This window comes from Kitasatospora sp. NPDC097643 (genome assembly GCF_040302625.1).
Classification (GTDB): Bacteria; Actinomycetota; Actinomycetes; order Streptomycetales; family Streptomycetaceae; genus Kitasatospora.
In genome coordinates, this window is record NZ_JBEOSA010000010.1 from 17,460 (window position 1) to 39,888 (window position 22,429).

The following is a 22,429-nucleotide window of genomic DNA, read 5'->3' on the forward strand; positions in this document are numbered from 1 at the left end:
TGCGGCCCGGCCGGGGGTGGGGGTCAGTCGGTTGAGTGGACGAGGTGGCCGGCGACGTAGGTGCGGAGGACGTGGGCTTGGGCGATCTCCTCGGCGGGGGCGGTGAGGATGTCGCGGTCGAGGACGACCAGGTCGGCCAGGTGGCCGACGGTCAGGGTGCCGGCGTCGTCGTGGCCGTTGACGTGGGCGGAGCCCGCCGTGTAGGCGGCGATGGCGGAGGCAAGGTCGAGGCGCTGCTCGGGCAGGAAGACCCGGCCGTCGCGGGCCTCCGGCTCCATCCGGTTGACGGCCACGTGCAGGCCGGCCAGCGGGTCGGGGCTGCTGACCGGCCAGTCGCTGCCCGCCGCGAGGGTGGCCCCGGCACGCTGGAGGGCGCCGAACGGGTACTGCCAGGCAGCGCGTTCGGGGCCGAGGAAGGGGATGGTGAGCTCGTCCATCTGCGGTTCGTGGGCGGCCCACAGCGGCTGGATGTTGGCGATCGCGCCGAGCCGCGCGAAGCGGTTGAGGTCGTCCGGGTGGACCACCTGGAGGTGGGCGAGGTGGTGCCGGTTCCCGCGCCACCCGTTGGCGGCCCGGGCGGCCTCGACGGCGTCCAGCGCCTCCCGGACGGCCCGGTCGCCGAGTGCGTGGAAGTGCACCTGGAAGCCGAGCGCGTCCAGTTCGGTGACGTACCCGCGCAGCGCGACGGGGTCGACGAAGCTGAGACCGGTGTTGCCGGTGGCGCAGCCGCAGCCGTCCAGGTAGGGGCTGGTCAGCGCGGCGGTGAAGTTCTCCGCGATGCCGTCCTGCATGACCTTCACCGAGCTCGCCCGGAACCGCCCGTGGCTCAACTCGGCGCGCCGCTCCACGAGTTCGGGGATCTGTTCGGCGCCCCGGTCGCGGTCCCACCACAGTGCACCGGTCACCCGGGCGGTGAGCGCGCCGGAACGGGCGGCGGCCAGGTAGGCGTCGGAGGGGTCCGGCTGGCCGTTGAACTCGCCGAGCAGGGCGTCCTGCCAGCCGGTGATGCCGAGCGAGTGCAGCAGCCGCTGCGCCCGGAGCAGGCCGTCGAGCCGGTCGGCGGCCGTGGCGGGCGGGACGAGCCGGGCGACGAGCGTGGTGGCGCCCTCCTGGAGGGTGCCGGCGGGGGTGCCGTCGGGTTCGCGTTCGATGCGGCCGTCGGCCGGGTCGGGGGTGTCCCGGGTGAGGCCGGCGAGTTCCAGGGCCCGGGTGTTGGCCCAGGCGCCGTGGTGGTCGCGGTTGGTGAGGTAGACCGGGCGGTCCGGGACGACGGAGTCGAGCAGCTGCCGGGTGGGCAGCCCGCCGTCGAAGCTCTCCAGCGACCAGCCGCTGCCGGTGATCCACGCCTGCGCCGGGTGGGCCTCGGCGTAGGCGCGGATCCGCTCCAGGTAGTCGGCGACGCCGACGGTGCCGGTGAGGTCGCAGGTGGCGAGCTCGGTGCCGCCGTAGACGGCGTGCACGTGTGCGTCCTGGAACCCGGGCAGCAGCAGTTTGCCCCGCAGGTCCACGACCTCGGTCCCGGGCCCGATCAGCTCCCGCACCTCGTCGTGGCCGACGGCGGTGATCCGTTCGCCGGTGACGGCCAGGCCGGTCGCCCGGGTGCGGGCGGCGTCGCCGGTGTGGACGGGGCCATGGGTGAAGACCAGATCGGCCTTGGTCATGGGTGGTGCTCCGTTCCTTGGTTTCTCGGTTCGGTTTTCCGCGTGACTTTTCAGTGCGCGTCGCGGAGGAAGTACGGCGAGCGCCGCCGCCAGCGCGCCCAGGCCGCCGCGAGCAGCCCGGTGGCGATCATCAGCACCGGCACGGACAGCTCGAACCAGCCGTTGTCGGCGGCGAGTTCGAAGTGGTCGGCGGAGTCGTAGAAGCTCCAGGCGAGGTAGCCGCCGACGGCGAGCAGCGCCGCCGCGCCCAGCAGCGGGCCGACCACCGCGCGCAGCGCCTCCGCCGGGCCGGAGCGCAGCAGGTGCCGGAACCGGATGGCGGCCGCGACGGCGGTCAGCGCGTAGTACAGGGCGACGACGATGCCGATCGCGTTGACGGCCGCCGAGATCAGGTCGTTGACGGTGGGGATCGCGATCGACCCGAGGGCGAGCAGCACGGCGATCCCGGTGATCAGCAGGGTGCCGACGGCCGGCGTCGAGTGCCGGGGGTGCAGCTTGGTCCAGACCGGACCGAGCGTGCCGTCCCGCCCCATCGCGTACATCCCGCGGGCGGTGGGGATCACCGAGGCCTGGAGGGAGGCGACGGCGGAGAACGTCAGTGCGATCAGCGGCAGCGCGGCGAGTGGCTGGCGGGCCAGCGTGGTGCCGAAGTAGGTCAGTCCGTGCGCGCCGTTGTCGGCCAACTCGTCGATGGGCAGTACCCGTTGGAACGCCGTCCCGGCGAGCAGGAAGAGCAGCATCATGACGACCAGGGCGAGCAGCCCGCCCCGGGAGGCGTCGCGCGGGTCGCGGACCTCCTCGCCGACGCTGAACACCGACTCGAACCCCCAGTAGCAGAACACCGCCAGCACCATGCCCTGCGCGACCGCGTCGAAGGACGGGATGTCGAACGGGTTGAACCACTGGAGCGAGAACGGCTGGTCGCCCGCGAACAGCCCGTACCCGCAGAAGCCGAGCAGCACCGCGTACTCGAAGACCAGCAGCGCCTTCTGCAACCGGGCGGCCAGGTCGAGCCCGCGCACCGCGACCAGCGCCGCGCCGACCAGCACGACCAGGCCGATCAGGGTGCACTGGACGGTGGAGTCCGGGTCCAGCCGCAGCCCGGCCACGCTGCGCACGGTCGCCTGGTCGAGCAACTGGACGATCGCCGAACCGGTGACCGTCGTGGTGTAGGCCATGAACACGATCGTGCCGACCGTGTTGACCCACCCGGTGAGGAAGCCCAGCCACGGGCTGAGCGTACGGCCCACCCAGCGGTAGCTGCTGCCGGCGTCCGGCTCGACCTGGTTCAGCCGCCCGTAGCCGCCGGCGATGGCGAGCACGGGCAGGAAGGCCAGCAGCATGATCGCCGGCAGGTGCAGGCCGACCACGCCCGCCATCAGGCCGAGCCCGATGCCGATGCTGCTGGTGGCGGCCGTGCTGGAGGCGGCGAGCGCCGCCCCGTCCAGCAGGCCGAGGGACTTGCGCATGGCGAGGTGGCCCGCCGTTGTTCTCGGACCGGAGTTCGTTTCCTTCGCCGTCGGTGCCAAGGGATCACCGCCTCGGGTGTGGGGGTGTGTGGGGGAGTGCGGACATGAAACCGGGGGGTGGGAAACACGTCAATGCTGTTGTCATAAGCGCTCGCGCAGCGACGGACCCGCGACGGGCGGCGGGGTGCGGTGGGGTTGCCCTACGCTCGTCCCCTGCACCTGTGGGGAGGGGTCGAAGCGGTGGCCGAGCTGTCGAATTCGCCGAGTGGGGTGGCGAACACGCTGAGCGGGACGGTGTACGGCGCGTCCGTGCAGGCCGGGCGCATCGAGCACCTCCACCTGGGCGGGCCGCCCCCGGACACGACGGACGGGGAGGACGCCTGGGTGCGGTGTGCGGCGCGGTCGGTCGCCTGGCGGCACGTCCGGGCCGACCGGGACGTCGAGCCGTACCGGCGGGCCGCGCTCGCGGTCGTACGGGAACTGGCCAGGCTGCGGGACGAAGCGGCGCGCACCGAAGATCCCTGGCAGGACGACGGGATCGCCACCCGGTTCGCCGAGCGGGCCGGCTGGCTGCTCGGCGAACCCGGCCTGGACCTCTACCCGGCCGAGGCGGCGCTGCTGGTCGTCGTCCCGTTCCTCTACCGGGTCCGCTCGCTGCGCCTGGTCGCCGGCCGGGCCGCCGTCCGCCCCACCGAGCTCCAGTCGGCCCCCGGGGCCGACGGCGACCGGCTGTCCTACGAGCGGTTCGTCGAGTCGTACGACCTGCTCACCCACCGCGCCCGCACCCGCCCCGACTGCGCGCGGCCGCTCGGCTGGTGGCTGTTCCACCGCTGGCTCGCCCAGGACGAGGACCTTGCCGACCCGGACGGCGTCCGCGAACTCCTCGACCTGCTGCCCGCCCTCGCCGAACTCGGCGAGACCTTCGCGCCCCAGCGGATCTGCGCCCTGCTGCACGGGCTGCGCCGGGGCCCGGACGTCGCCAACCGCGACCACCTCGCGGGGCTGCGGGAGGACGACCACCTGCGGGCGCCCGGCGAACAGCACGTCCGGGAACAGCGGTTGGCCCTGCTGCTGGCGCTGGCCTACGGGGTCGCCATCGAGCTGACCGCGCTGCCGGAGATCGTCGCCGAGCACATCGGCATCCCGCACGAGGTCGACCTCGCCGAACTGCGCCGCACCCTCGACCAGTCGGCTTGGGGCGGCTCCTACGACCTGCCCGTGCTGCGCGCCCAGTGCCACCACGAGGCGGTGGTCGAGGGCCTGCGCGAGTACACCGCCCGGGCGGACGAACTCCTGCACACCGTACGGCGGTTGCTCCCCGGCCATCCGCTCCCGACCCGCCTCGCCTGCGACGAGGCCGCCCCCGCCGCCGGAGCCTTCACCGGCTGGGCGCGCTTCCGGCTCGACGAACGGCGGGTGCGCAGCCTGCTGATGGGCGTCGAGCTCTACCGCGACCGGGACTTGGCCGTCCGCGAGCTCTACCAGAACGCCCTCGACGCCTGCCGCTACCGCCGCGCCCGCACCGAGTACCTGGACCGCACCCACCCGCTGGCGAGCTACCGCTACGACGGCCGGATCGAGTTCCGCCAGGGCGTGGACGAGCAGGGGCGGGCCTACCTGGAGTGCCTGGACAACGGCGTCGGCATGGGCGAGGCGGAGCTGCGCGGGGTGTTCTCCAACGCGGGCGCCCGGTTCGCCGAGCAACTGGACTTCAAGCTGGAGCGCGCCGCCTGGCGCCAGGCCGACCCGCCGGTCGAGCTGTATCCCAACAGCCGTTTCGGCATCGGGGTGTTGAGCTACTTCATGCTCGCCGACGAGATCGAGGTGACCACCTGCCGGATGGACGCCTCCGGCGAGCTCGGCCCGCTGCTGCACGTGGCCATCCACGGCCCCGGGCACCTCTTCCGGATCGTCGAACGGGCCTGCAAGAGGCGGGAACCGGGTACGGTCATCCGGCTCCACCTGCGGGACGATATCGACCTCGGGGACTCCTGGTCCGCCGTCGGAGTGCTCGAACGCCTGCTGGGGATGGCTGAGTTCGCCACCACGGCCGTTCACGGTGAGAAGCAGGCGAGCTGGGAGCCGGGGGTGTTGCGGGTCCGCGAGGCGTCCGCGGGCGAACCCTTCGGGCTCAACGCCCATGGCACGACCGTCGCTTGGCCCGATGCCCCGGAGGGTGCCCAGGTGACCTGGTGCGAACACGGCGGCGCCTTGCTCGTGGACGGGCTGATCGTGGAGCCGGAGGCGGTGCGCGGGGTCCTGTCCCGAGGGGGTGGCGGGCTCACCGGCGCCGTGGTGAACCTCTCGGGACCGTTCGCCCCGGCGCGGCTGTCGGTGGACCGCCGCCGGGTGATGGACGACCTGTCCCAGCCCGTGGGCGAGCTGCTGACGGCGGCGGCCGAGCACCTGGTGCGCTCGGGGTCACCGCTGTTCAGCCTGGAATGGCTCGACCGGGTGGCGCAGCGCAGTGCCCAGCTCGCTGACCTGGTCACGGCGGAGGCCGTACGGCAGGGCCGGCGCCTGGACGTCCGCGGTCGGACGTTCGATCTCGGCCGGACAGGCTGCTTTCCGGCGGACCCCGCCATCCTGCACTCGGTGGGCTTCCGCTCCTTCTACGGCGCCGACCCCGGATGGTTACTGGACGGCCCGCCGGACCATGTCGTGCTCTGGCGGTTGCTGGCGCACGGCTGTGCGGAGCAACTGAGTGATCTGGGCCGACTGTGCCCGGAGCTCCTCGGTGTCCGGAGCGTTCGCGTGGCGATGCCCTCCGACCTGGCGGTGCTGGCCTCGCGCGGCGCGCGCAGCAGGGCCGACCGTTGGCGAAGGACAGTGGAGAACGACTGGGTGGCAGGATGCGCCTATGGTCTCGGCATCGCGCCGGAGGAGGTCGTCGTACGGGCACAAGGGCTCGGGCTCGTCGTACCGGAAGAGCCGGTGCGGGGAGCGGTCGACGCCGATCTGCTGCGGGAGCTGCTGGAGACCTTCCGTGGCCCCGAGTCCGCGGTGGCCGCTTCACCGCAACTGTGCAGGCTTGTCAGTGTGCATCTCAACGGGGCCAACCCGTGGCTGCGGCGCTCCGAGCCCGTCCCGGCGGCACACGTCCTGCGGGCGGCTAAGAAGGAGGACCTGCCGATCTCCGAGGTCGTCGAGACCCTGTCCGTCGCGGGATTTCAGGTGGCCACGCTGCCAGAGGGTGCCCGAGTGGAGGATCTGGAACTGTTCGAAGGCGGGGACACCGGCTCGAAGACGTCCTACTGGCAGGTCTTCAAGCTTGCGGAGCTTCGGAAGATCACCCTGTGCGATGCGGTCGAGGTGTACCGGGCGTACGGGACCGAGACCGCGATGGCCATTCCTCACGAACCGTCCCTGCTGGACCTGTTGCTGTTCTCCACCCACGGCCCGATGGACTGGTCGGGGCTGGCGGTGGGGGACGTCGTCCCGTTTGCCCGCCTGATCGAAGCGGCCCGGTTGGACCTGGCTCCGAGTGTGCTGGCAGGCCATCTCAGGTCGCGGGGGATTGCGACGTCCTGCGAGGAACTGCCCGTGGGGCTCACCCTGGAGGAGGCTCGGGAGCTCATTGCGCAGCTGGTCGGCCGTTCTCGGAGGAGACGCGACGAGCGCTACTCGCTGGCGAGACTGCTGCGGATCGCCCGAGAGAACGGACGGCCCGCGTGGCAGATCGTCGAGTGGTTCCACGCCTGGGGCGTCGACGTGCCGGACGCCGCCGAGATGATCCGTGCCGCCCTCGCCCGGGTCCCGTTCGCCGACCCTGCGTGACGGCCCGACTTCCCAGCTGAGCAGTACTGCTGCCGCCCACCCCCATGCTCTACAGTGCTGTAGAACTACCGCGCGTGAACGGGGGAACCGACCATGGACAGGCCGCTTCGACTGCCGCAGCAGGACCGGGCCGACTTCGAGGCCGAGCTCGGGCGGGCGCTCGCCGGGCCGCAGGTGCGGGCGGCGCTGCGGGCGGCGGGGGAGGGGCCGCAGGAGGTGGAGCGCTTGCGGCGCTGTGCGCGGGAGAACGCCGAGTACGTGCTGGCGGCCGCGGCGCCCGAGTACGAGACGTACGCGGCGCTGCGGGCGGACGCGGACTCGGTGGCGCGGCTGCCGGTGGACGCGCCGGCGCGGGAGCGGGCCTCCGGGTGGTGGGGGGTGCTGGCGGTGATCCTGCCGATGGTGGCGGGGGCGGTCGCGGTGATCCTGCTGCTGCTCGGGTACCTGCTGGAACTCGTCGAGGACGTCGAGGTGCTGTCGGAGGCCCTGGTGGACGCGGGCTGGGCCGCAGTCGGGGTGGCGGCGGTCGGCGGGCTGCTCGGCGGGGTGGGGCTGCTGGCCGCGGCCGCCCGTTCGCGCTCGCGCTCGGTGGCGGGTGAAGAGCCGGGCGGCGCAGGGGGGTTGGTGCCGGCGGCGCGGCAGACCTGGCGCTCGGCGCTGGCGGAGCGCGGGCTGGTGCCGTTCCTGGTCGCGCAGGCGAGCGCGTCGCCCGGTCAGCGGCGCTGAACGGATCAACGCCGCTGAACCGGCCGGCCCCGCCGGCGCGCGGGGTGTTCGGCGTGGGTGGCGTCGACGAGGAGTTGGGCGGCGTCGAGCGGGATGGCGAGGCGTCGGGCGATCCAGGGAGCGGTGCGGCCGGCCCGGGCGAGCATCCAGGCCGAGTACAACTGGCCCAACTGGGGGGCCTGTTCGGCGAGCAGAAGGGGGCGGACCGCCTCCATCGGGAAGCCCTCCAGCGCGCGGGCGCTGTACTCGCGGCCGTTGGGGCCGGGCGGGGGGAGCGGGAGCGGGCGTCGGGCGGCGAGCCAGCGGCCGAGCAGCACCGCGCCGACGGCGAGCAGGCCCGAGCCGGAGGCGCAGGCGAGGACGCCGCTGATGGTCGGGCGGTCCTCCTCCTCGGCCAGGCCGAGGGCGATCTCCTCGGCGACCAGGAGGGCCAGGACGACGAGCAGGACGGCTGTTTCGACGGGGCTCGGGTGGAGGTGAGGGGTCGGCACGGGCACCTCTTCTCGGCGGGGGACTCGGAGCGGTCACACCGGGAGTTCGGAGCAGGGAGTTCGCCGTCAAACCCCGCCAGGATAGACGGGTTGCGACCGAACTTCTACACCGCTGTCGAGGTTCGTCGACCCCGCTCGCCGGCCTGGCCTCCGCCCCGCGCCCGCCCCTGCCTCGCCCCACCCACCCGCGCTGGACGATCGACCAGGTCGGAGCGGTGACGGGCCGATGGAGCAGGTCCGGGTGGTCGCGGGCCGGGTCGGCGGCGGCTTCGGCGGCAAGCAGGAGATGCTCACCGAGGACATCGCGGTGCTCGCGGCGCTGCGGCTGCACCGGCCGGTGAAGCTGGAGTTCACCCGGGCCGAGCAGTTCCACGGCGCCACCACGCGGCACCCGTTCCGGATCACGGTCAAGCTCGGCGCCAAGCGGGACGGCACCCTGACGGCCATTCAGTTCCGGGTCGTCGCCAACACGGGCGCGTACGGCAACCACGGGCCGGCGGTGATGTTTCACAGCGTCGGCGAGTCGATGGGCGTCTACCGGGCGCCGCACAAGAAGGTCGACGCCTACTCCGTCTACACCAACGCCGTCCCCGCCGGCGCCTTCCGCGGCTACGGCCTCGGCCAGGTCACCTTCGCCGTCGAGTCGGCCATGGACGAACTCGCCCGTCGGCTGGGGATCGACCCGCTGGTGCTGCGCGAGCGGAACATCATCGGCCCCGGCGAGCACATGGCGGGCCCGCTCGGCGAGGAGGAGGACCTGCACATCGCCAGCTACGGCCTGGACCAGTGCCTCGGCGTCGTCCGCACCGCGCTCGCGACCGACACCAGCGCCGAACTGGCCCCCGAGGGATGGCTGGTGGGCCAGGGCTTTGCGATGGCGGCGATCGCCTGCGGCCCGCCCGGCGGCCACCTCGCCGACGCCACGGTGGCCCTGCTGGAGGACGGCACGTACGACATCGCCGTCGGCACCGCGGAGTTCGGCAACGGCACCACCACCGTCCACCAGCAGATCACCGCCGGTGCGCTCGGCACCACCGTCGACCGCATCGCGATCCGGCAGTCCGACACCGACGTCGTCAGGCACGACACCGGCGCCTTCGGATCGGCCGACACGGTCGTCGCGGGCAAGGCCGTGATGAAGGCCGTCAACGCCCTCGCCGAGCGGATCCTCTCGTTCACCGCCGAGTACGCCCGCACCCCGCGCAGCCTGCTGCGGCTGGCCGCCGACGGGGTGGACTGCGACGGGCGGGCGGTGTCGCTGAAGGAGGTCTTCCAGGCGGCCCGCGGCCGGGGCGTCGAGCTCCGGGCCGACGGGCACTTCGGCGGCTCGCCGCGCTCGGTCGCCTTCAACTCCCAGTGGTTCCGGATCGCCGTCGACCCGGACACCGGGGAGATCCGCATCCTGCGCAGCGTGCACGGCGCCGACGCCGGCAAGGTCATGAACCCGCTCCAGTGCCGCGGCCAGGTGGAGGGCGGCGTCGCCCAGGCGCTCGGCGCGACCCTCTTCGAGCAGGTCCTGACCGACGACCGGGGGGAGGTCACCACCGCCGCGTTCCGCCGCTACCGGCTCCCGGCGTACGCGGACGTGCCGCGCACCGAGGTCCACTTCTCGGAGACCTCGGACGCGATCGGACCGCTGGGCGCCAAGTCGATGAGCGAGAGCCCGTTCAACCCGGTGCCGCCCGCCTTCGCCAACGCCCTGCGGGACGCCACCGGCATCCGCTTCACCGAGGCGCCGTTCCTGCGCGACAAGGTCTGGCAGGCGCTCGCGGCCCGAGCGGAGGTCCGACAGGAGCTCGGACAGGAGCTCGGACAGGAGCTCGGACAGGGGCTCGGGCAGGAGCTCGGACAGGGGCTCCGACAGGAGTGAGGGCGCCCGGTGGTCCAGAGTGGAAGGGACGGCCGGGACACCTGGAGACCCATGGGACTCACCAGTCACAAGCTGCTGGCGCTGATGGCACTGTTCGCGGTGTTCACGGTGCTCGGCACGCTCTGGGTCTGGCCGAAGCTCGCCGTCCGCAGCTGGCCCGCGATGTTCCTGCGGCTCGGCACCATCGTGGTCACCCAGATCGCCCTGCTGCTCACGCTCGGCCTCGCCGTCAACGACTACTTCGTGTTCTACAGCAGCTGGTCCGACCTGTTCGGGCACGAGCACGGGGCGGGCGTGATCCAGGGGGCCGGCTCCGGCGGAGGACCGGCCGGGGTGCAGGTGCTCGGCGGGGCCGAGATCACCGGGGCCGGGGCCGCCGTCGGACCGGGCGGGGTAAGCCGGGACCCGGCCCGGATCGGCCGGCTCGACCGGGTCCGCATCCCCGGCGGCACCACCGGGCTGAGCACCGACGGTTACGTCTACCTGCCGCCGCAGTACTTCCAGCCCGGCAACGCCGGCCGGCACTTCCCGGCCCTCCTGGTGCTGACCGGCTTCCCCGGGGACGCCACCAATCTGGTCACCAAGCTCCGCTACCCGGCCACCGAGCTGGACCTGCTGCGCAAGGGGACGATGAAGCCGACCGTCCTGGTGCTGATGCGGCCCTCCCCGTCCATGCCCCGGGACAGCGAGTGCGAGGACGTCCCGGGCGGCCCGCAGGCGCAGAGCTACTTCACCACCGACGTGCCGGCCGACCTTCGGGCCTCCTACCGGGTCCTCACCGGGGCGGGCAGCCTGGGCGTGATCGGCGACTCCACTGGCGGCTACTGCGCGCTCAAGCTCGGCATGGAGCACCCGAAGACCTTCCCGGCGGCGGTGTCGCTGTCCGGCTACTTCAAGGCCGCCGACGACGTCACCACCGGAGACCTCTTCGCGGGCAGCCCGCAGCGCCGCGACGAGGCCGACCTGAACTGGCGCCTCGCCCACCTGCCGATGCCCGACCTCGCCGTCCTGCTGGCCGACAGCAAGGAGGACGGCCGCACCTACGCCGACTCGCAGGCCTTCGCCGCGGCCGCCCGCCCGCCGCTGGTCGTCAACCAGGCCACGGTGGACACCGGCGGGCACAACTTCACCACCTGGAACCGGCTGCTGCCGCCGTCCCTCTCCTGGCTGAGCGCCCACCTGGCCGACCCGGCGTGACGGCGGGGCGGCCGGCTCAACTCCCGCCACCGCCACCCCGGTTCACCCCAGCCCCGGCACGAACTGGATCAGCAGGTCGATCGCCTTGATGCCCAGGAACGGCAGCACCAGCCCGCCCAGCCCGTACACCCGCAGGTTGCGCCGCAGCAGGTCGGTCGCCGAGGCGGGCTGGTACCGGACGCCGCGCAGCGCGAGCGGGATCAGCGCCACGATGATCAGCGCGTTGAAGATGATCGCGGAGGCGATCGCCGAGGTCGGGCTGTGCAGGCCCATGATGTTGAGGTGGTGCAGGCCGGGGTAGGTGTTCGCGAACATCGCCGGGATGATCGCGAAGAACTTGGCCACGTCGTTGGTGATCGAGAAGGTGGTCAACGCGCCCCGGGTGATGAGGAGTTGCTTCCCGACCCGGACGATGTCGATCAGCTTGGCCGGGTTGGAGTCGAGGTCGACCATGTTCCCGGCCTCCTTCGCCGCCGGGGTGCCGGAGTTCATCGCCACGCCGACGTCGGCCTGGGCGAGGGCGGGGGCGTCGTTGGTGCCGTCGCCGGTCATCGCCACCATGTTCCCGGCGGCCTGTTCGCGCCGCAGGTGGGCGAGCTTGTCCTCGGGGGTGGCCTCGGCGAGGACGTCGTCCACCCCGGCCTCGGTGGCGATCGCCCGGGCGGTGAGCGCGTTGTCGCCGGTGACCATGACGGTGCGGATGCCCATCCGGCGCAACTCGGCGAAGCGTTCGGCGATGCCCTCCTTGACCACGTCCTTGAGCTCGACCACGCCGAGCGCGCGGGCGCCGTGCCGGTCGTGCACCGCGACCAGCAGCGGGGTGCCGCCCGCCTCGGCGATCCGGTCGACCAGCGGTTCGGCCTCGATCGGCAGGTGCCCGCCGCTGCGCACCACCCACTGGGCGACGGCCCCGGCCGCACCCTTGCGGATCAGGCAGTTCGTGCCGTCCGGCCAGTGCAGGTCGACGCCGCTCATCCGGCTCTGCGCACTGAAAGGGACGGGCAGTTGCTCGCCGAGTTCGCCGGGTTGCCGTGGCGGGAACCAGTACTGACGATCTGTCAGTTCGACGAGCGAGCGACCCTCCGGCGTCTCGTCCGCGGCCGAGGCCAACTGGGCGGCCTCCGCGAGCTGTTCGACGGTCGCGCCGGGCAGCGGGTGCAGGGCGACGGCCTGCCGGTTGCCGTGCGTGATGGTGCCGGTCTTGTCGAGCAGCAGGACGTCGACGTCCCCGGCGGCCTCGACGGCCCGCCCGGAGAGGGCGATCACGTTGCGTTGCACCAGCCGGTCCATCCCGGCGATGCCGATCGCGGAGAGCAGGGCGCCGATGGTGGTCGGGATGAGCGCGACCAGCAGCGCCACCAGCACCACGGTGGTCTGCGGCGCGTGCGCGTAGATGGCCATCGGCTGGAGCGAGACGACGGAGAGGACGAAGACGATGGTGAGGGAGGCGAGCAGGATGTTGAGGGCGACCTCGTTCGGGGTCTTCTGCCGGTTCGCGCCCTCGACGAGGGAGATCATCCGGTCGACGAAGCTCTGTCCGGGCCGGGAGGTGACCCGGACGACCAGGTGGTCGGAGAGCACCCGGGTGCCGCCGGTCACCGCGGTGCGGTCACCGCCGGACTCGCGGATGACCGGCGCGGACTCCCCGGTGATCGCCGATTCGTCCACGGTCGCGCACCCCTCGACCACCTCGCCGTCCTGTGGGACGACCTCGCCGGCCGACACCAGCACGATGTCGTGCAGCAGCAACTGCCCGGCGGGGATGACCTCGTGGCGGTGGTCGCGGGTGCCGACCCGCCAGCGCAGCAGCCGCCGGGCAGTGGTGGCGGACTGCGCGCGGCGCAGCGACTCGGCCTGCGCCTTGCCGCGGCTCTCGGCGACGGCCTCGGCGAGGTTGGCGAAGAGGACGGTCAGCCAGAGCCAGAAGCTGATCACCCAGGCGAACACGCTCGGGTGGACGACCGCACTGAGCGTGGTGAGGGCCGAGCCGGTCTCGACCACGAGCATCACGGGGTTGCGGGCCATGGTGCGCGGGTGCAGCTTGCGCGCGGCGGCGGGCAGGGCCTCGGCGAGCTGGCGGCGGGTGATCAGCCGGCGCCGCTTGCCGGTCGACGGGCGGTGGCTGTGCTGCGGCGGCTGGGGTGGGGCGGGTGCGGGGCTCTGCTGGTCGGGGGTGGTGTCCGGTGGGGTGAGGGCCGAACGGCGCATCGTCTCGGAGGACCTTCCGGGCCGCCCGGTTCGGATCCGGGCGGCGGTTCGGGGGAACGGGGCGTGGAACGGCGGACAGCCCACCACCGGACGTCCGCCCGCCATGCCCGCTTTGACGCGGCCTTGGCGTCGGACCGGCGGTCCTTGACAGTTCCCTGACACTGCCGACGCTCGGTGTCAGGGTGGCGTCAAGGTCGGCGGCGAGGGCGTAGGGCCTGCGTCAAGGACGGGCCCGCTCGGTGCCCGGAGGGTCTCCACTGGAACTGTCCGGCCACCGCCCGAAGGGATCCCCGCCATGACCGACACCGCCCTCGCGAACCCGTTGCGCCGCGTGGTCCGGCTGCTGCCCGTGACCGACCGCCAGGCCGACCCGGAACCGGCCTCCGATCGGCCGCTGCCGCTGCCGCTGCCGCTCGCGCACGACCGTACCCGCCCGGCGCACTGCCGCATCGCCATGCAGTTCGAAGACTGACCCGACGGAGCCGCCACCATGACCCAGCTGACCGCCCCTCCCGTCCCGGCCGTCGTCGACTCCCTCGGCGCCCCCTGGCCGGCCTCGGCGCGACCCGGCCCCGGCGGCGAACTGCTGGTCGGCGGCGTCGGGTTGGCGGAGGCCGCCGAACGGTTCGGCACCCCGCTGTACGTGGTCGACGAGGCCGAGGTGCGGGCCCGCGCCCGGGCGTACCGGCAGGCGCTGCCGCACGCCGAGGTGCTGTATGCGGCCAAGGCGTTCCTGTGCAGCGCCATGGCGGAATGGGTCGCGGAGGAGGGGCTCGGGCTGGACGTCTGCTCCTCCGGCGAGCTGTGGCTGGCCGCGTCGGCGGGCTTCCCGGCGCAGCGGATCCTGCTGCACGGCAACGCCAAGTCCCCGGAGGAGCTGCGGCTGGCCCGGCGGCTGCGGGTCGGGCGGATCGTCATCGACGGCCCGGCGGAGATCGCCCGGCTGGCCGCCCTGGTGGCGGCGGACACCCCGCAGCGGGTGCTGGTCAGGGTCGTCCCCGGGATCGCGGCCGGACACCACGCGGCGGTCCGAACCGGCGTCGGCGGGCAGAAGTTCGGCTTCCCGATCGAGGGCGGCGACGCGGCGGACGCCGTCGCCCGGGTCCTCGCCCAGCCCGCGCTCGACCTCACCGGGCTGCACTGCCACCTGGGCTCGCAGATCACCACGATCGAGCCGTTCCTCCAGGCCGTGGACGCCCTGGTCCTGCTACTTGCCGAGGTCCGCGACCGGCACGGCGTCGAGTTGCCCGAACTCGACCTCGGCGGCGGCCATGGCATCACGTACCTGCCCGGGGACGCCGAGTTCGACCTCCCCGAGTTCGCGCTACGGGTGACGGACCGGTTGGCGGTCCGCTGCGCCGAGGCCGGGTTGGAGGTGCCCCGCCTGATCGTCGAACCGGGCCGCGCGATCGCCGGCCCGGCCGCCGTGGCGGTCTACCGGGTCCTGTCGGTGAAACACACGGCGGACGGCCGGAGCTTCGCCGCCGTGGACGGCGGAATGAGCGACAACCCGCGCCCGGCGCTGTACGGATCGCCGTACAGCGTCCGCCTGGTGGGCCGCCGCTCCGACGCGGGCTCGGCCCGGGTGGATGTCGTCGGCCGCCACTGCGAAGCCGGCGACGTGCTGGTCCGCGATGCGGTGCTGCCCGCCGACCTGCGCCCGGGCGACCTGCTGGCGGTACCTGCGGCCGGGGCCTACCAGCTGTCGATGGCGTCCGGCTACAACCTGGTCGGCCGCCCGGCCGTGGCGGCGGTGAAGGACGGACGCGCCCGCCTGCTGATCAGGCGGGAGACGGTCGAGGACTTCCGCCTCCGTGAAGTCGGGCGCTGAGACGTTCGGCCTCTCTGTGCACTCTGGTGTCCCTGGAGAAACTCTGACACCATCTCGGCAGATGTGAACAAACGGTGTGTCAATCGTTCACTTCTCTTGCACAACGTAGTCGTAGTGCGTCGAGAGGATCTGAGGCCGACAATGAAGACCTTACGGAACAACGTCTCGCACCTGGTGACGGTCGTGCTCATGTTGCTGGGCATGATGACCGCCGCAACAGCGCATGCGCAGGCGGCTCCGCAGCAGCTCACCGCCAGCAGGACCATCTGCTCCTTCAACCCCATACCGGCAGGGTGGGTCATCACCAGCTCGTACAACACCTACTGTCCTGGCTCCGGTGTCGAGTACACCATCACCGATACCAGCGGGCGGACCTATCTTGAGGTGTGCTCGTTCTCGCCGAAGCCGGAAGGGTGGGTCGTCACCAGCTCGTACAGCAGCATGAACTGCGCGGGCAGCGGCGTCGCTTACGGGCTCACCAACGCCGCCAACCGGACGTACATCGACGTGTGCTCGTTCTCGCCGATCCCGACGGGGTGGGTCGTGAGCAGCTCGATCAGCAGCATCAACTGCGCGGGCAGTGGCGTCTCTTACGGGATCAGCAACGTTACCAACCGGACGTCCGCGGAGGTGTGCTCCCTCTCGCCGATCCCCGCAGGGTGGGTCGTCACGCAGGGGTACAGCATCAACAACTGCGCCGGCACCGGCGTCGCCTACTCCATCAGCAACGTCACCAATCGGACCTACGCCGACGTGTGTTCCTACTCCCCGATCCCGGCCGGGTGGTCCATCACGCGCTCGTACAACACCACCAGCTGCGCGGGCACCAGCATCGCCTACTCCATCCACAAGGGCTGATTAGGGTCGATTGCTGTAGCCGTGGGGCAGGCTGCGCGAGAAGTCGGCGAGGCCGACTTCTCGCGCAACGGCGTTCAGGCGCTGGGGATTTCGCCGGTCTTGATGGCGGTGACGAACGCCGTCCAGGCGTGGGCCGGGAAGATGAGCGCCGGGCCGTTGGGGTCCTTGGAGTCCCGGACCGGGACGGCGTCGGCGAAGCCGTCGGCGACCTCGACGCAGTTGCCCTGGTCTCCGCTAAAAGTGCTCTTGCGCCACATGGCGTGGTTCAGGTCCGCAGCGCCCCGATCGGTGTCCATCACTCAAGTTCCTTTGCAATCTGTGCGACAAGCCGCCGCGACGGCCCGACATCAAGTGCTGCTGCCCGAAGTCGGTCAAATGCCTGATCGTGGGCTGCGATGTCGTCATCTCGTTCGAGGTAGAGGCTACTCGTCATGGCCTCCGTGTACACCACGTCGAGGTCGCCGCGAACGGGGAACTCCAGGATTACGAACGAGCCGAGCACACCAGCGTGAGCGCCAGCTTCGAACGGCACGATCTGCAAGGTGACATGTGCTTCCTTGGAAGCGGTAACAAGCTGTTGCAGCTGCTTGGCCATGATGGCTTTGCTTCCGACGACCCGCCGAAGAGCGGCCTCATCCACGATGGCCCAGAGCTTCAGTGGGTCTTCTCGTCGAAGGGCCGCGTTCTGGCGAGCCAGACGCACATCGACCAGGGCATTGATGACCTCGGGGGTGGCTTCTGGCCGGAGCCCACGAATCACTGCCCGTGCGTAGTCAGGGGTCTGTAGCAGTCCCGGGATGAGCGACGACTCGAAGTTCCGAATCGACACAGCCTCCGCCTCGAAGCTGATGAACGAGGCGTAGCGCTGCGAGATCACATCCGAATAGGGCTGCCACCACACCCTGCGCTTGCCTTCGCGTGCCAGCGTCGCGAGCGCCTCGCGGGTCTCCGGTTCGGTGACCTGGTAGACGTCGAGCAGTATCCCGACCTCGTTCGCCCGCACGCCGTAGCGGCCGTTCTCCAATCGGCTGACCTTGGACTGGTGCCACCCGAGCCGGGCCGACACCTCGTCAACCGTGAGGCGCAGGCCCTCTCGGATCTTCCGGAGCTCGGCACCCAGCATCCGGCGGCGCACCGTTGGCATTGCGGTCACGCTCCGGCCTCCCCTCATCGCGCTCTGTTGTCGCATCACAGTCTGTCGTGGCGGATTGGGCTTCGTCACGTCAGATTCCAAAGAGCATATGCGAATTGGTGTCCAGTGTTGCGAGATGAGCCTCGCAGGGAGCATGCTACTTGGCGTAGTTCACTGCACCACGCAGCGTGATCCTGGCGGATCATTGCCCGGGCATCCCTTTGCCTGTGCGCCGGATCGCGATCTTTCCCACCCCACCCGGAGGAGGCCCTGCCATGCCCGGAACCCTCTCGACGTACTCGTGCTGGCTGCCCCGGCACCGCAAGTCCGTCGGGCTCGCCCGACAGTTGTTCGGTGACTTCCTCGCCGAACTCCCAGGCTGCGAACCGTACTTCTCCGACGGTGAGTTGGTGCTCAGCGAGCTGGTGACCAACGCCGTCCTGCACGCCGTCGCCCCGCCCGACCGCCTCATCTACATCCAGTTCGACCTGTCGCCCGACGAGCTCCGGATCGAGGTGCACGACGCCGACCCCAAGCAGCCGACCCTCCACCCGACGACGGAGCACGACGAGGCCGGCCGCGGTCTCCTCCTCGTCTCCCAGCTGTCCACCAGCTGGGGGTGCCACCCGCGCGAGGGCGGCATCGGCAAGGCGGTCTGGGCGCTGGTCGGGGGCGCCCGATGATCCCTGAACTCCCCTTCGCCGTCACGGCGGAGATCAGGGGCGTCACCAAGGCCGCCACCTTCGCCAAGCTCGCCGACGCCCTCGCCGCCATCCGCACCAGCCTCGCCCGGCTCCCGCTGGACGAGGACCAGGCGGCCTACCTCGCCGACCTCTTCTCCGATGCCTCCGCCGCCCGAATCGCTCACCAGCTGGTCGAGTTCGGCGCCGTGCGCGCGATCGCCTTCATCGGCACCGAGTCCGTCCACCCCGTCTACCTGTGCGCGGTCACCGAGTGACCGGCCCCGGCCGTCGGCGCCCTGTCTGGGCCCGCGTCCACATGTGGTGGTGCCTCAACGCCCAGTTCTCCCGTCCGATCCGCGCGATCAGCCCCCGCCGGCAGGCCGCGCACGTCGAGATGCAGCGCTGGCTGGCCGCCCCGGGCAACGCCGAAGCCCTCCTGAACGCCGTACTCCGCCGGGCCGCTCAAGATTCGTTCGGTTGAACCTCCCTCCCTACCTAAGGCGTTGGCGGCTGCTCCCCGTTGGCGGGTGCCCGGCGCAGCCCCAGCGAGACCCCCGCCATGTCCCCCGGATCGCTGCGTCGCAGCACGAACACCTTCGTCACTGCGAGCAACGAGGGCCCGCACAGCAGGACCGCCAGCCACGACACGTCCCGGGCCACGTACACGCCTGCGGCGAGCATGGCCACGCTCACCGCGCACCCGGCGTACAGTCCGGCGACGCGGAGCGCGTGCTGGCGGCGGTGCAGTTCCGCTTGGGCCTGCCGCTCCTCCACTGCCCGGGTATCGGCCGCCGCCCGCTCCTCCGCCAGGTGCTGTAGCTCGAGCCGACGCATGTTCAGCTGATGCTCGCCCTTCAGGTGCAGGCCGTAGGCCGTGTGAGAAGCCACTAGCTGGTGGACGTGTTGTGCAGGTCGACCATCGTCCGCACCGGTAGCGGCAACCAGTCCCCGGCGGCCGGGCGGCTTCGGGAGAGGTCCTCGACGATCTGGGTGGGAGTCGGACGGCGGCGGGGGTCATGGTCGAGACAGCGGACGACCAGGTCGGCCAGTTGGGCCGGCAGCAGACTGAGGACGGACTCGAAGACCTCACTCTCATCCACCGGCACTGCCCCTCCGGCATGGCATAGCACCATGCCGAAGGCGTAGACGTCCGTGGCGAACGTGACCGGCCCTCCGATGTACTGCTCCGGGGCCAGGAATCCCCGCGTGCCGATCAGCTGGCCGGAACGGGTGAGCATGGTGTCGTCGAGCGCCCGAGCGATGCCGAAGTCGATGACGCGAGGCCCAGTGCCGGAGATGATGATGTTGCTCGGCTTGAGGTCGCGATGGACGATGTTGCAGGCGTGGATCCCCTCAAGCGCCTCGGCAATACCGACGGCCAAGGTGTGCAGAGTCCGGCTCGGCAACGCACCGTAATGCTTCAGGACTTCGTGCAGCGGCAGGCCAGGGATGTACTCGGTGATCAGCCAGGGCGGATCACCTTGTGGGTCGGCCGCGACCACCGGCGCGGTGTGGAATCCACCGACCCGGCGCACGGCCTCGATCTCGCGGCCGAACCGCCGGCGGAACTCGGCGTCCGCGGCCAGCTCCGGCCTGATGACCTTGACCGCGACCAGGCGCTCGCCAGCAGAGCGCCCGAGGAAGACCGTCCCCATACCGCCCTCGCCCAGCCGAGCGGTCAGCTGATAGCGGCCGATACTGTGCGGGTCGTCCCCCCTCAACGGTTGATGGCTGGGCCCGAGCAATGCCTGTGGGGGCAGCGGCGGCGCGGCCGGTGCTCCCCCGTCCACCCCGATGACGCCTCCCGCAACCGCCCCTGCGTCGGCGCGCAGCACCGCGGCCTGGGCCTCGCCCTCGGCCTTGAGCACCTCGGCCTGCTTCTCACCCTCGGCCTTGAGGATCTGCGCCTGGCGCTGGCCCTCGGCGGTGAGGATCGCCGCGCGCTTGTCCCGTTCGGCGCGCGTCTGCTTCTCCAGTGCGTCCAGCATGGAGGTCGGCGGCTCGACCGTTTTGAGCTCGGCACGGTTGACCCGGACGCCCCACTTGCCGGTGGCCTCGTCCAGGACGCTGCGCAGGCCGGTGTTGATGACCTCGCGGGAGGTCAGGATGGATTCGAGGTCCATCGAGCCGATGATGTTGCGCAGCGTGGTGTCGGTCAACTGCTCGATCGCCTCGGTGTAGTTGGCGACCTCGTAGGTGGCGGCGCGCGGGTCGGTGACCTGGTAGTGGACCACCGTGTCGATGTTGACGACCAGGTTGTCCCGGGTGATCACCGGTTGCGGCGGGAACGGCACGACCTGCTCGCGCAGGTCGATTCGGGCGCGGACGCGTTCGATGAACGGGAGGACGATGTTCAGGCCTGCGTTGAGCGTCCGGGTGTAGCGGCCGAAGCGCACCACAATCGCGGCGCGGGCCTGCGGGATCACCCGGATCGGTCGGGCCAGGGCCAGCAGTACAACCGACGCGATGATAACGATGAGCACCGGCTCCACTTCGGCCCCTTACCCGTCAACCCTCGGACATCCGATCCGGACGACGTCCGGCGGCGTCCGGGCCGAAGTCTGACAGATGTGCATCGTGACGCATATAGCCCGACCGGCCGGGGCGAGGCCCAACTCCCCTGCTGTACAGGACAGTACCGCCTTGCGCGGTCGACGCGGTGCGGTCCGGCAACCCGCATCGGACGAGCGGCGCCTCAGCGGAAAAGCTGTCCACGTTTTCGAGCCTGCCCCGTCCTGGCTCCGAGCCATCGCACTCAGTAACCGCTTCCGGCGGCATTCGGCGCGTAGGAGTATTGCTCCCCGCCAGCACCACCAGATCGGCCGACCATGCCCCTGGGGACGGGGAAGAGGGATTCATCGTCACCGGTGGCATTGCGCGGGAAGTCGGCCGGGCCGACTTCCCGCGCGCACGACTTCGCCCCCGTCGGGCCGGGCTCGACGGGGGCGAAGCGCTCAGGACCCCGGATTCATCCGCACGGTCTCGGTGCGGCGGGGGCCTCGGGGGTCGGAATCAGCCGGCGCGGACGGCGCTGACCAGGTCGGGCAGCAGCTTCGCCGCGTTGGGCGTGCCGAGGCCGGTGATCGGGTCCCAGCCGGTGGTGGCGGGGTAGCCCGGGACCGTCGGGTCGGCGGTGTTGTTGCCGAGCGTGACGTCGTTGAAGTCGGCCGCGTACTTGGCCGGGTCGGTGCTCAGCTTGTACAGGGCCGGGTTGATCTGGCCGAGGCCGCCGCCGTTGATCTGGTCCGCGATCGAGACCAGGCCGGCCCACTCCGGGCAGGAGAGCGACGTGCCGCCGATGTCGTACCAGCCCGTGCTGCACGGAGTGGCGCCGCACTTGAGGCCGCCGGAGCCGTCCGGCGGCAGCGACAGGTAGACCAGAGCGCCGGTGCCGGGGGCGGCCTGGAGGGAGATGTCCGGCACGCCGCGCTTGGCGCCGATCGGCGTGGAACCGGCCGGCAGCGCCGACTGGTAGGCGGGCTTGTCGAAGACCTGGCTGAACCCGCCACCCGCGAAGGTCCAACCGACCTCGGCCGCACCGGGGTTGGCCTGGCACTTGGCCGGGTTGTCGGTGCTGTCCGCCGCCCGGGTGCCGGTCGCGTTGGGGTCGGTGCACAGGTACGTGCCGCCGACGCCGGTCACCAGCGGGTCGGACGCCGGCCACTCGACCGCCGGGTCCGGGAGGGTGGTGCCGCCCTGCTTGACCGGGGTCTTCTTCGAGCCGGACGAGCCGTCGTCGCCGGAGGAGCCGAGCACCGTGACGCCGTTCAGGGCCGCGGACTTGAAGGCGTGCCGCAGCGGCTCGATCGACTGGGGGCTGGCGAAGGCCCCTTCGGCGGAGGCGAAGGACTGCGAGATGACGTTCGCCAGGTGGTGGTCGACCACGTACTGCTCGGCGTTCATCATGGCGGGGAAGCCCTGCACGCCGAGCGTCTCCGCGGTGGGAGTGCTGACCAGCAGGATGTTGGCCCCCGGGGCCATCGCGTGCGCGGTCTCGACGTCGAGCGCGACTTCGAGCGCCCAGGCGGCCTTGGACTCCTGGCCGGTGCCCTTGCTGGTGTCCGGCGGCGCGGTGGTCCCCGGCGAACCCTGGACGTGCAGCTCGCTGAAGGTCGGCATGCCGGGCTGGCAGGTCACGCCCTCCTCGCCGCACATCGCGGTGATGCCGAAGGCCTGGTCGAAGACGTGCAGGTCGTGCGCCATCGTGTCGCTGCCGTACGAGTCGAAGATGGCGATCGTCTGGCCGCGGCCGTCGTAGCCGTTGGCGTACAGCGGGCCGAGGTTGTAGGCGGCCCGGATCGCCTGCGGGCTGAAGCAGCGGCGGCCCGCACCGGCGCACTGTGCCTGGGTGGGGGGAGTGGTGCCGGTCGACACCTGGGCGAAGTCGGCCACCGTGGGGTGCATCGCCGGGTAGCCGGCGGCCACGGCGCTGCCGACGGTCGGGACGGCGAGCGCGCCGGAGGCCGCGAGGGCCAGGCTGCTGACTCCTGCCAGGAGCATCCGGCGTATGGATGGTGCCTTCAAGT

Annotated in this window: 18 protein-coding genes and 2 pseudogenes; 10 read left to right on the plus strand and 10 right to left on the minus strand. The window is 71.7% G+C overall.

Annotation, left to right across the window (positions count from 1 at the left end):
- Positions 1-23 precede the first annotated feature (23 nt).
- Complete coding sequence (locus ABTY15_RS09460; protein ID WP_350578791.1) at positions 24-1,661, minus strand: amidohydrolase; 1,638 nt, start codon at positions 1,659-1,661, stop codon at positions 24-26.
- A 50-nt stretch (positions 1,662-1,711) separates the two neighbouring features.
- A complete protein-coding gene (locus ABTY15_RS09465) occupies positions 1,712-3,130 on the minus strand; it encodes an APC family permease (RefSeq protein WP_350578793.1) in 1,419 nt (472 codons plus the stop codon).
- A gap of 240 nt (positions 3,131-3,370) precedes the next feature.
- On the opposite strand from ABTY15_RS09465, the gene ABTY15_RS09470 reads away from it, so the two are divergent.
- On the plus strand, positions 3,371-6,907 hold the full coding sequence (locus ABTY15_RS09470) for an HD domain-containing protein (protein ID WP_350578796.1): 3,537 nt from the start codon (positions 3,371-3,373) through the stop codon (positions 6,905-6,907).
- Between the two features lie 93 nt (positions 6,908-7,000).
- Complete coding sequence (locus ABTY15_RS09475; protein ID WP_350578799.1) at positions 7,001-7,633, plus strand: hypothetical protein; 633 nt, start codon at positions 7,001-7,003, stop codon at positions 7,631-7,633.
- Positions 7,634-7,638: 5 nt separating this feature from the next.
- On the opposite strand, the gene ABTY15_RS09480 is transcribed toward ABTY15_RS09475, so the two are convergent.
- Entirely contained in the window at positions 7,639-8,124 is a 486-nt protein-coding gene (locus tag ABTY15_RS09480; protein WP_350578802.1) for a hypothetical protein, read from the minus strand.
- A gap of 223 nt (positions 8,125-8,347) precedes the next feature.
- Here ABTY15_RS09480 and ABTY15_RS09485 point away from each other — a divergent pair.
- Both ABTY15_RS09485 and ABTY15_RS09490 read left to right on the plus strand, forming a co-directional pair.
- Positions 8,348-9,994 (plus strand): annotated as a pseudogene (locus tag ABTY15_RS09485) (xanthine dehydrogenase family protein molybdopterin-binding subunit); the annotation flags it as partial.
- A 51-nt stretch (positions 9,995-10,045) separates the two neighbouring features.
- Positions 10,046-11,191, plus strand: coding sequence for an alpha/beta hydrolase (locus ABTY15_RS09490; protein ID WP_350578805.1), 1,146 nt, complete (start codon positions 10,046-10,048; stop codon positions 11,189-11,191).
- A 42-nt stretch (positions 11,192-11,233) separates the two neighbouring features.
- Here ABTY15_RS09490 and kdpB read toward each other — a convergent pair whose 3' ends face one another.
- A complete protein-coding gene (gene kdpB / locus ABTY15_RS09495) occupies positions 11,234-13,399 on the minus strand; it encodes a potassium-transporting ATPase subunit KdpB (protein ID WP_350578808.1) in 2,166 nt (721 codons plus the stop codon).
- A 295-nt stretch (positions 13,400-13,694) separates the two neighbouring features.
- Here kdpB and ABTY15_RS09500 point away from each other — a divergent pair, with 295 nt between their 5' ends.
- The 3 genes from ABTY15_RS09500 (at position 13,695) to ABTY15_RS09510 (ending at position 16,088) form a co-directional block, all read left to right on the plus strand.
- Entirely contained in the window at positions 13,695-13,871 is a 177-nt protein-coding gene (locus ABTY15_RS09500; RefSeq protein ID WP_350578812.1) for a hypothetical protein, read from the plus strand.
- A gap of 18 nt (positions 13,872-13,889) precedes the next feature.
- Positions 13,890-15,230: a diaminopimelate decarboxylase gene (lysA, locus tag ABTY15_RS09505; protein WP_350578815.1), complete on the plus strand. Its 1,341-nt coding sequence runs from the start codon at positions 13,890-13,892 to the stop codon at positions 15,228-15,230.
- A gap of 141 nt (positions 15,231-15,371) precedes the next feature.
- A complete protein-coding gene (locus ABTY15_RS09510; protein WP_350578818.1) occupies positions 15,372-16,088 on the plus strand; it encodes a hypothetical protein in 717 nt (238 codons plus the stop codon).
- Positions 16,089-16,162: 74 nt separating this feature from the next.
- Here ABTY15_RS09510 and ABTY15_RS09515 read toward each other — a convergent pair whose 3' ends face one another.
- Together ABTY15_RS09515 and ABTY15_RS09520 are read right to left on the minus strand one after the other, a co-directional pair.
- The gene (locus ABTY15_RS09515; RefSeq protein WP_350578821.1) at positions 16,163-16,384 is read right to left on the minus strand and encodes a DUF397 domain-containing protein; all 222 of its coding nucleotides are present in this window, start codon (positions 16,382-16,384) and stop codon (positions 16,163-16,165) included.
- On the minus strand, positions 16,384-17,232 hold the full coding sequence (locus ABTY15_RS09520) for a helix-turn-helix domain-containing protein (protein ID WP_350579122.1): 849 nt from the start codon (positions 17,230-17,232) through the stop codon (positions 16,384-16,386). Before ABTY15_RS09520 ends, ABTY15_RS09515 begins: the two co-directional genes overlap by 1 nt.
- A gap of 263 nt (positions 17,233-17,495) precedes the next feature.
- Here ABTY15_RS09520 and ABTY15_RS09525 point away from each other — a divergent pair, with 263 nt between their 5' ends.
- The 3 genes from ABTY15_RS09525 to ABTY15_RS09535 are packed head-to-tail and all read left to right on the plus strand — an operon-like array spanning position 17,496 to position 18,384.
- Complete coding sequence (locus tag ABTY15_RS09525; protein ID WP_350578824.1) at positions 17,496-17,903, plus strand: ATP-binding protein; 408 nt, start codon at positions 17,496-17,498, stop codon at positions 17,901-17,903.
- On the plus strand, positions 17,900-18,178 hold the full coding sequence (locus tag ABTY15_RS09530; protein WP_350578827.1) for a hypothetical protein: 279 nt from the start codon (positions 17,900-17,902) through the stop codon (positions 18,176-18,178). The genes ABTY15_RS09525 and ABTY15_RS09530 overlap by 4 nt, the downstream gene beginning before the upstream one ends.
- A complete protein-coding gene (locus ABTY15_RS09535) occupies positions 18,175-18,384 on the plus strand; it encodes a hypothetical protein (RefSeq protein WP_350578830.1) in 210 nt (69 codons plus the stop codon). The genes ABTY15_RS09530 and ABTY15_RS09535 overlap by 4 nt, the downstream gene beginning before the upstream one ends.
- A gap of 14 nt (positions 18,385-18,398) precedes the next feature.
- Here ABTY15_RS09535 and ABTY15_RS09540 read toward each other — a convergent pair whose 3' ends face one another.
- From ABTY15_RS09540 to ABTY15_RS09555, 4 genes and pseudogenes are all read right to left on the minus strand, one after another.
- On the minus strand, positions 18,399-18,791 hold the full coding sequence (locus ABTY15_RS09540) for a hypothetical protein (RefSeq protein WP_350578833.1): 393 nt from the start codon (positions 18,789-18,791) through the stop codon (positions 18,399-18,401).
- Positions 18,791-19,693, minus strand: a complete 903-nt coding sequence (locus tag ABTY15_RS09545) for a serine/threonine-protein kinase (protein ID WP_502893462.1) — start codon at positions 19,691-19,693, stop codon at positions 18,791-18,793. The genes ABTY15_RS09540 and ABTY15_RS09545 overlap by 1 nt, the downstream gene beginning before the upstream one ends.
- 15 nt (positions 19,694-19,708) lie before the next feature.
- Positions 19,709-20,395, minus strand: a pseudogene (locus ABTY15_RS09550) (SPFH domain-containing protein); the annotation flags it as partial.
- A 520-nt stretch (positions 20,396-20,915) separates the two neighbouring features.
- Positions 20,916-22,403, minus strand: coding sequence for a S53 family peptidase (locus tag ABTY15_RS09555; protein WP_350578836.1), 1,488 nt, complete (start codon positions 22,401-22,403; stop codon positions 20,916-20,918).
- Positions 22,404-22,429: the final 26 nt, after the last annotated feature.

Bases quoted from the DNA above. Each gene is read 5' to 3' on its own strand.
- ABTY15_RS09555 (WP_350578836.1), bottom strand. From the start codon at position 22,403: ATGCTCCTGGCAGGAGTCAGCAGCCTGGCCCTCGCGGCCTCCGGCGCG.
- ABTY15_RS09525 (WP_350578824.1), top strand. From the start codon at position 17,496: ATGCCCGGAACCCTCTCGACGTACTCGTGCTGGCTGCCCCGGCACCGC.
- ABTY15_RS09510 (WP_350578818.1), top strand. From the start codon at position 15,372: ATGAAGACCTTACGGAACAACGTCTCGCACCTGGTGACGGTCGTGCTC.
- ABTY15_RS09500 (WP_350578812.1), top strand. From the start codon at position 13,695: ATGACCGACACCGCCCTCGCGAACCCGTTGCGCCGCGTGGTCCGGCTG.
- kdpB (WP_350578808.1), bottom strand. From the start codon at position 13,399: ATGCGCCGTTCGGCCCTCACCCCACCGGACACCACCCCCGACCAGCAG.
- ABTY15_RS09460 (WP_350578791.1), bottom strand. From the start codon at position 1,661: ATGACCAAGGCCGATCTGGTCTTCACCCATGGCCCCGTCCACACCGGC.
- ABTY15_RS09465 (WP_350578793.1), bottom strand. From the start codon at position 3,130: ATGCGCAAGTCCCTCGGCCTGCTGGACGGGGCGGCGCTCGCCGCCTCC.
- ABTY15_RS09475 (WP_350578799.1), top strand. From the start codon at position 7,001: ATGGACAGGCCGCTTCGACTGCCGCAGCAGGACCGGGCCGACTTCGAG.
- ABTY15_RS09490 (WP_350578805.1), top strand. From the start codon at position 10,046: ATGGGACTCACCAGTCACAAGCTGCTGGCGCTGATGGCACTGTTCGCG.
- ABTY15_RS09530 (WP_350578827.1), top strand. From the start codon at position 17,900: ATGATCCCTGAACTCCCCTTCGCCGTCACGGCGGAGATCAGGGGCGTC.
- ABTY15_RS09515 (WP_350578821.1), bottom strand. From the start codon at position 16,384: ATGGACACCGATCGGGGCGCTGCGGACCTGAACCACGCCATGTGGCGC.
- ABTY15_RS09520 (WP_350579122.1), bottom strand. From the start codon at position 17,232: ATGCCAACGGTGCGCCGCCGGATGCTGGGTGCCGAGCTCCGGAAGATC.
- lysA (WP_350578815.1), top strand. From the start codon at position 13,890: ATGACCCAGCTGACCGCCCCTCCCGTCCCGGCCGTCGTCGACTCCCTC.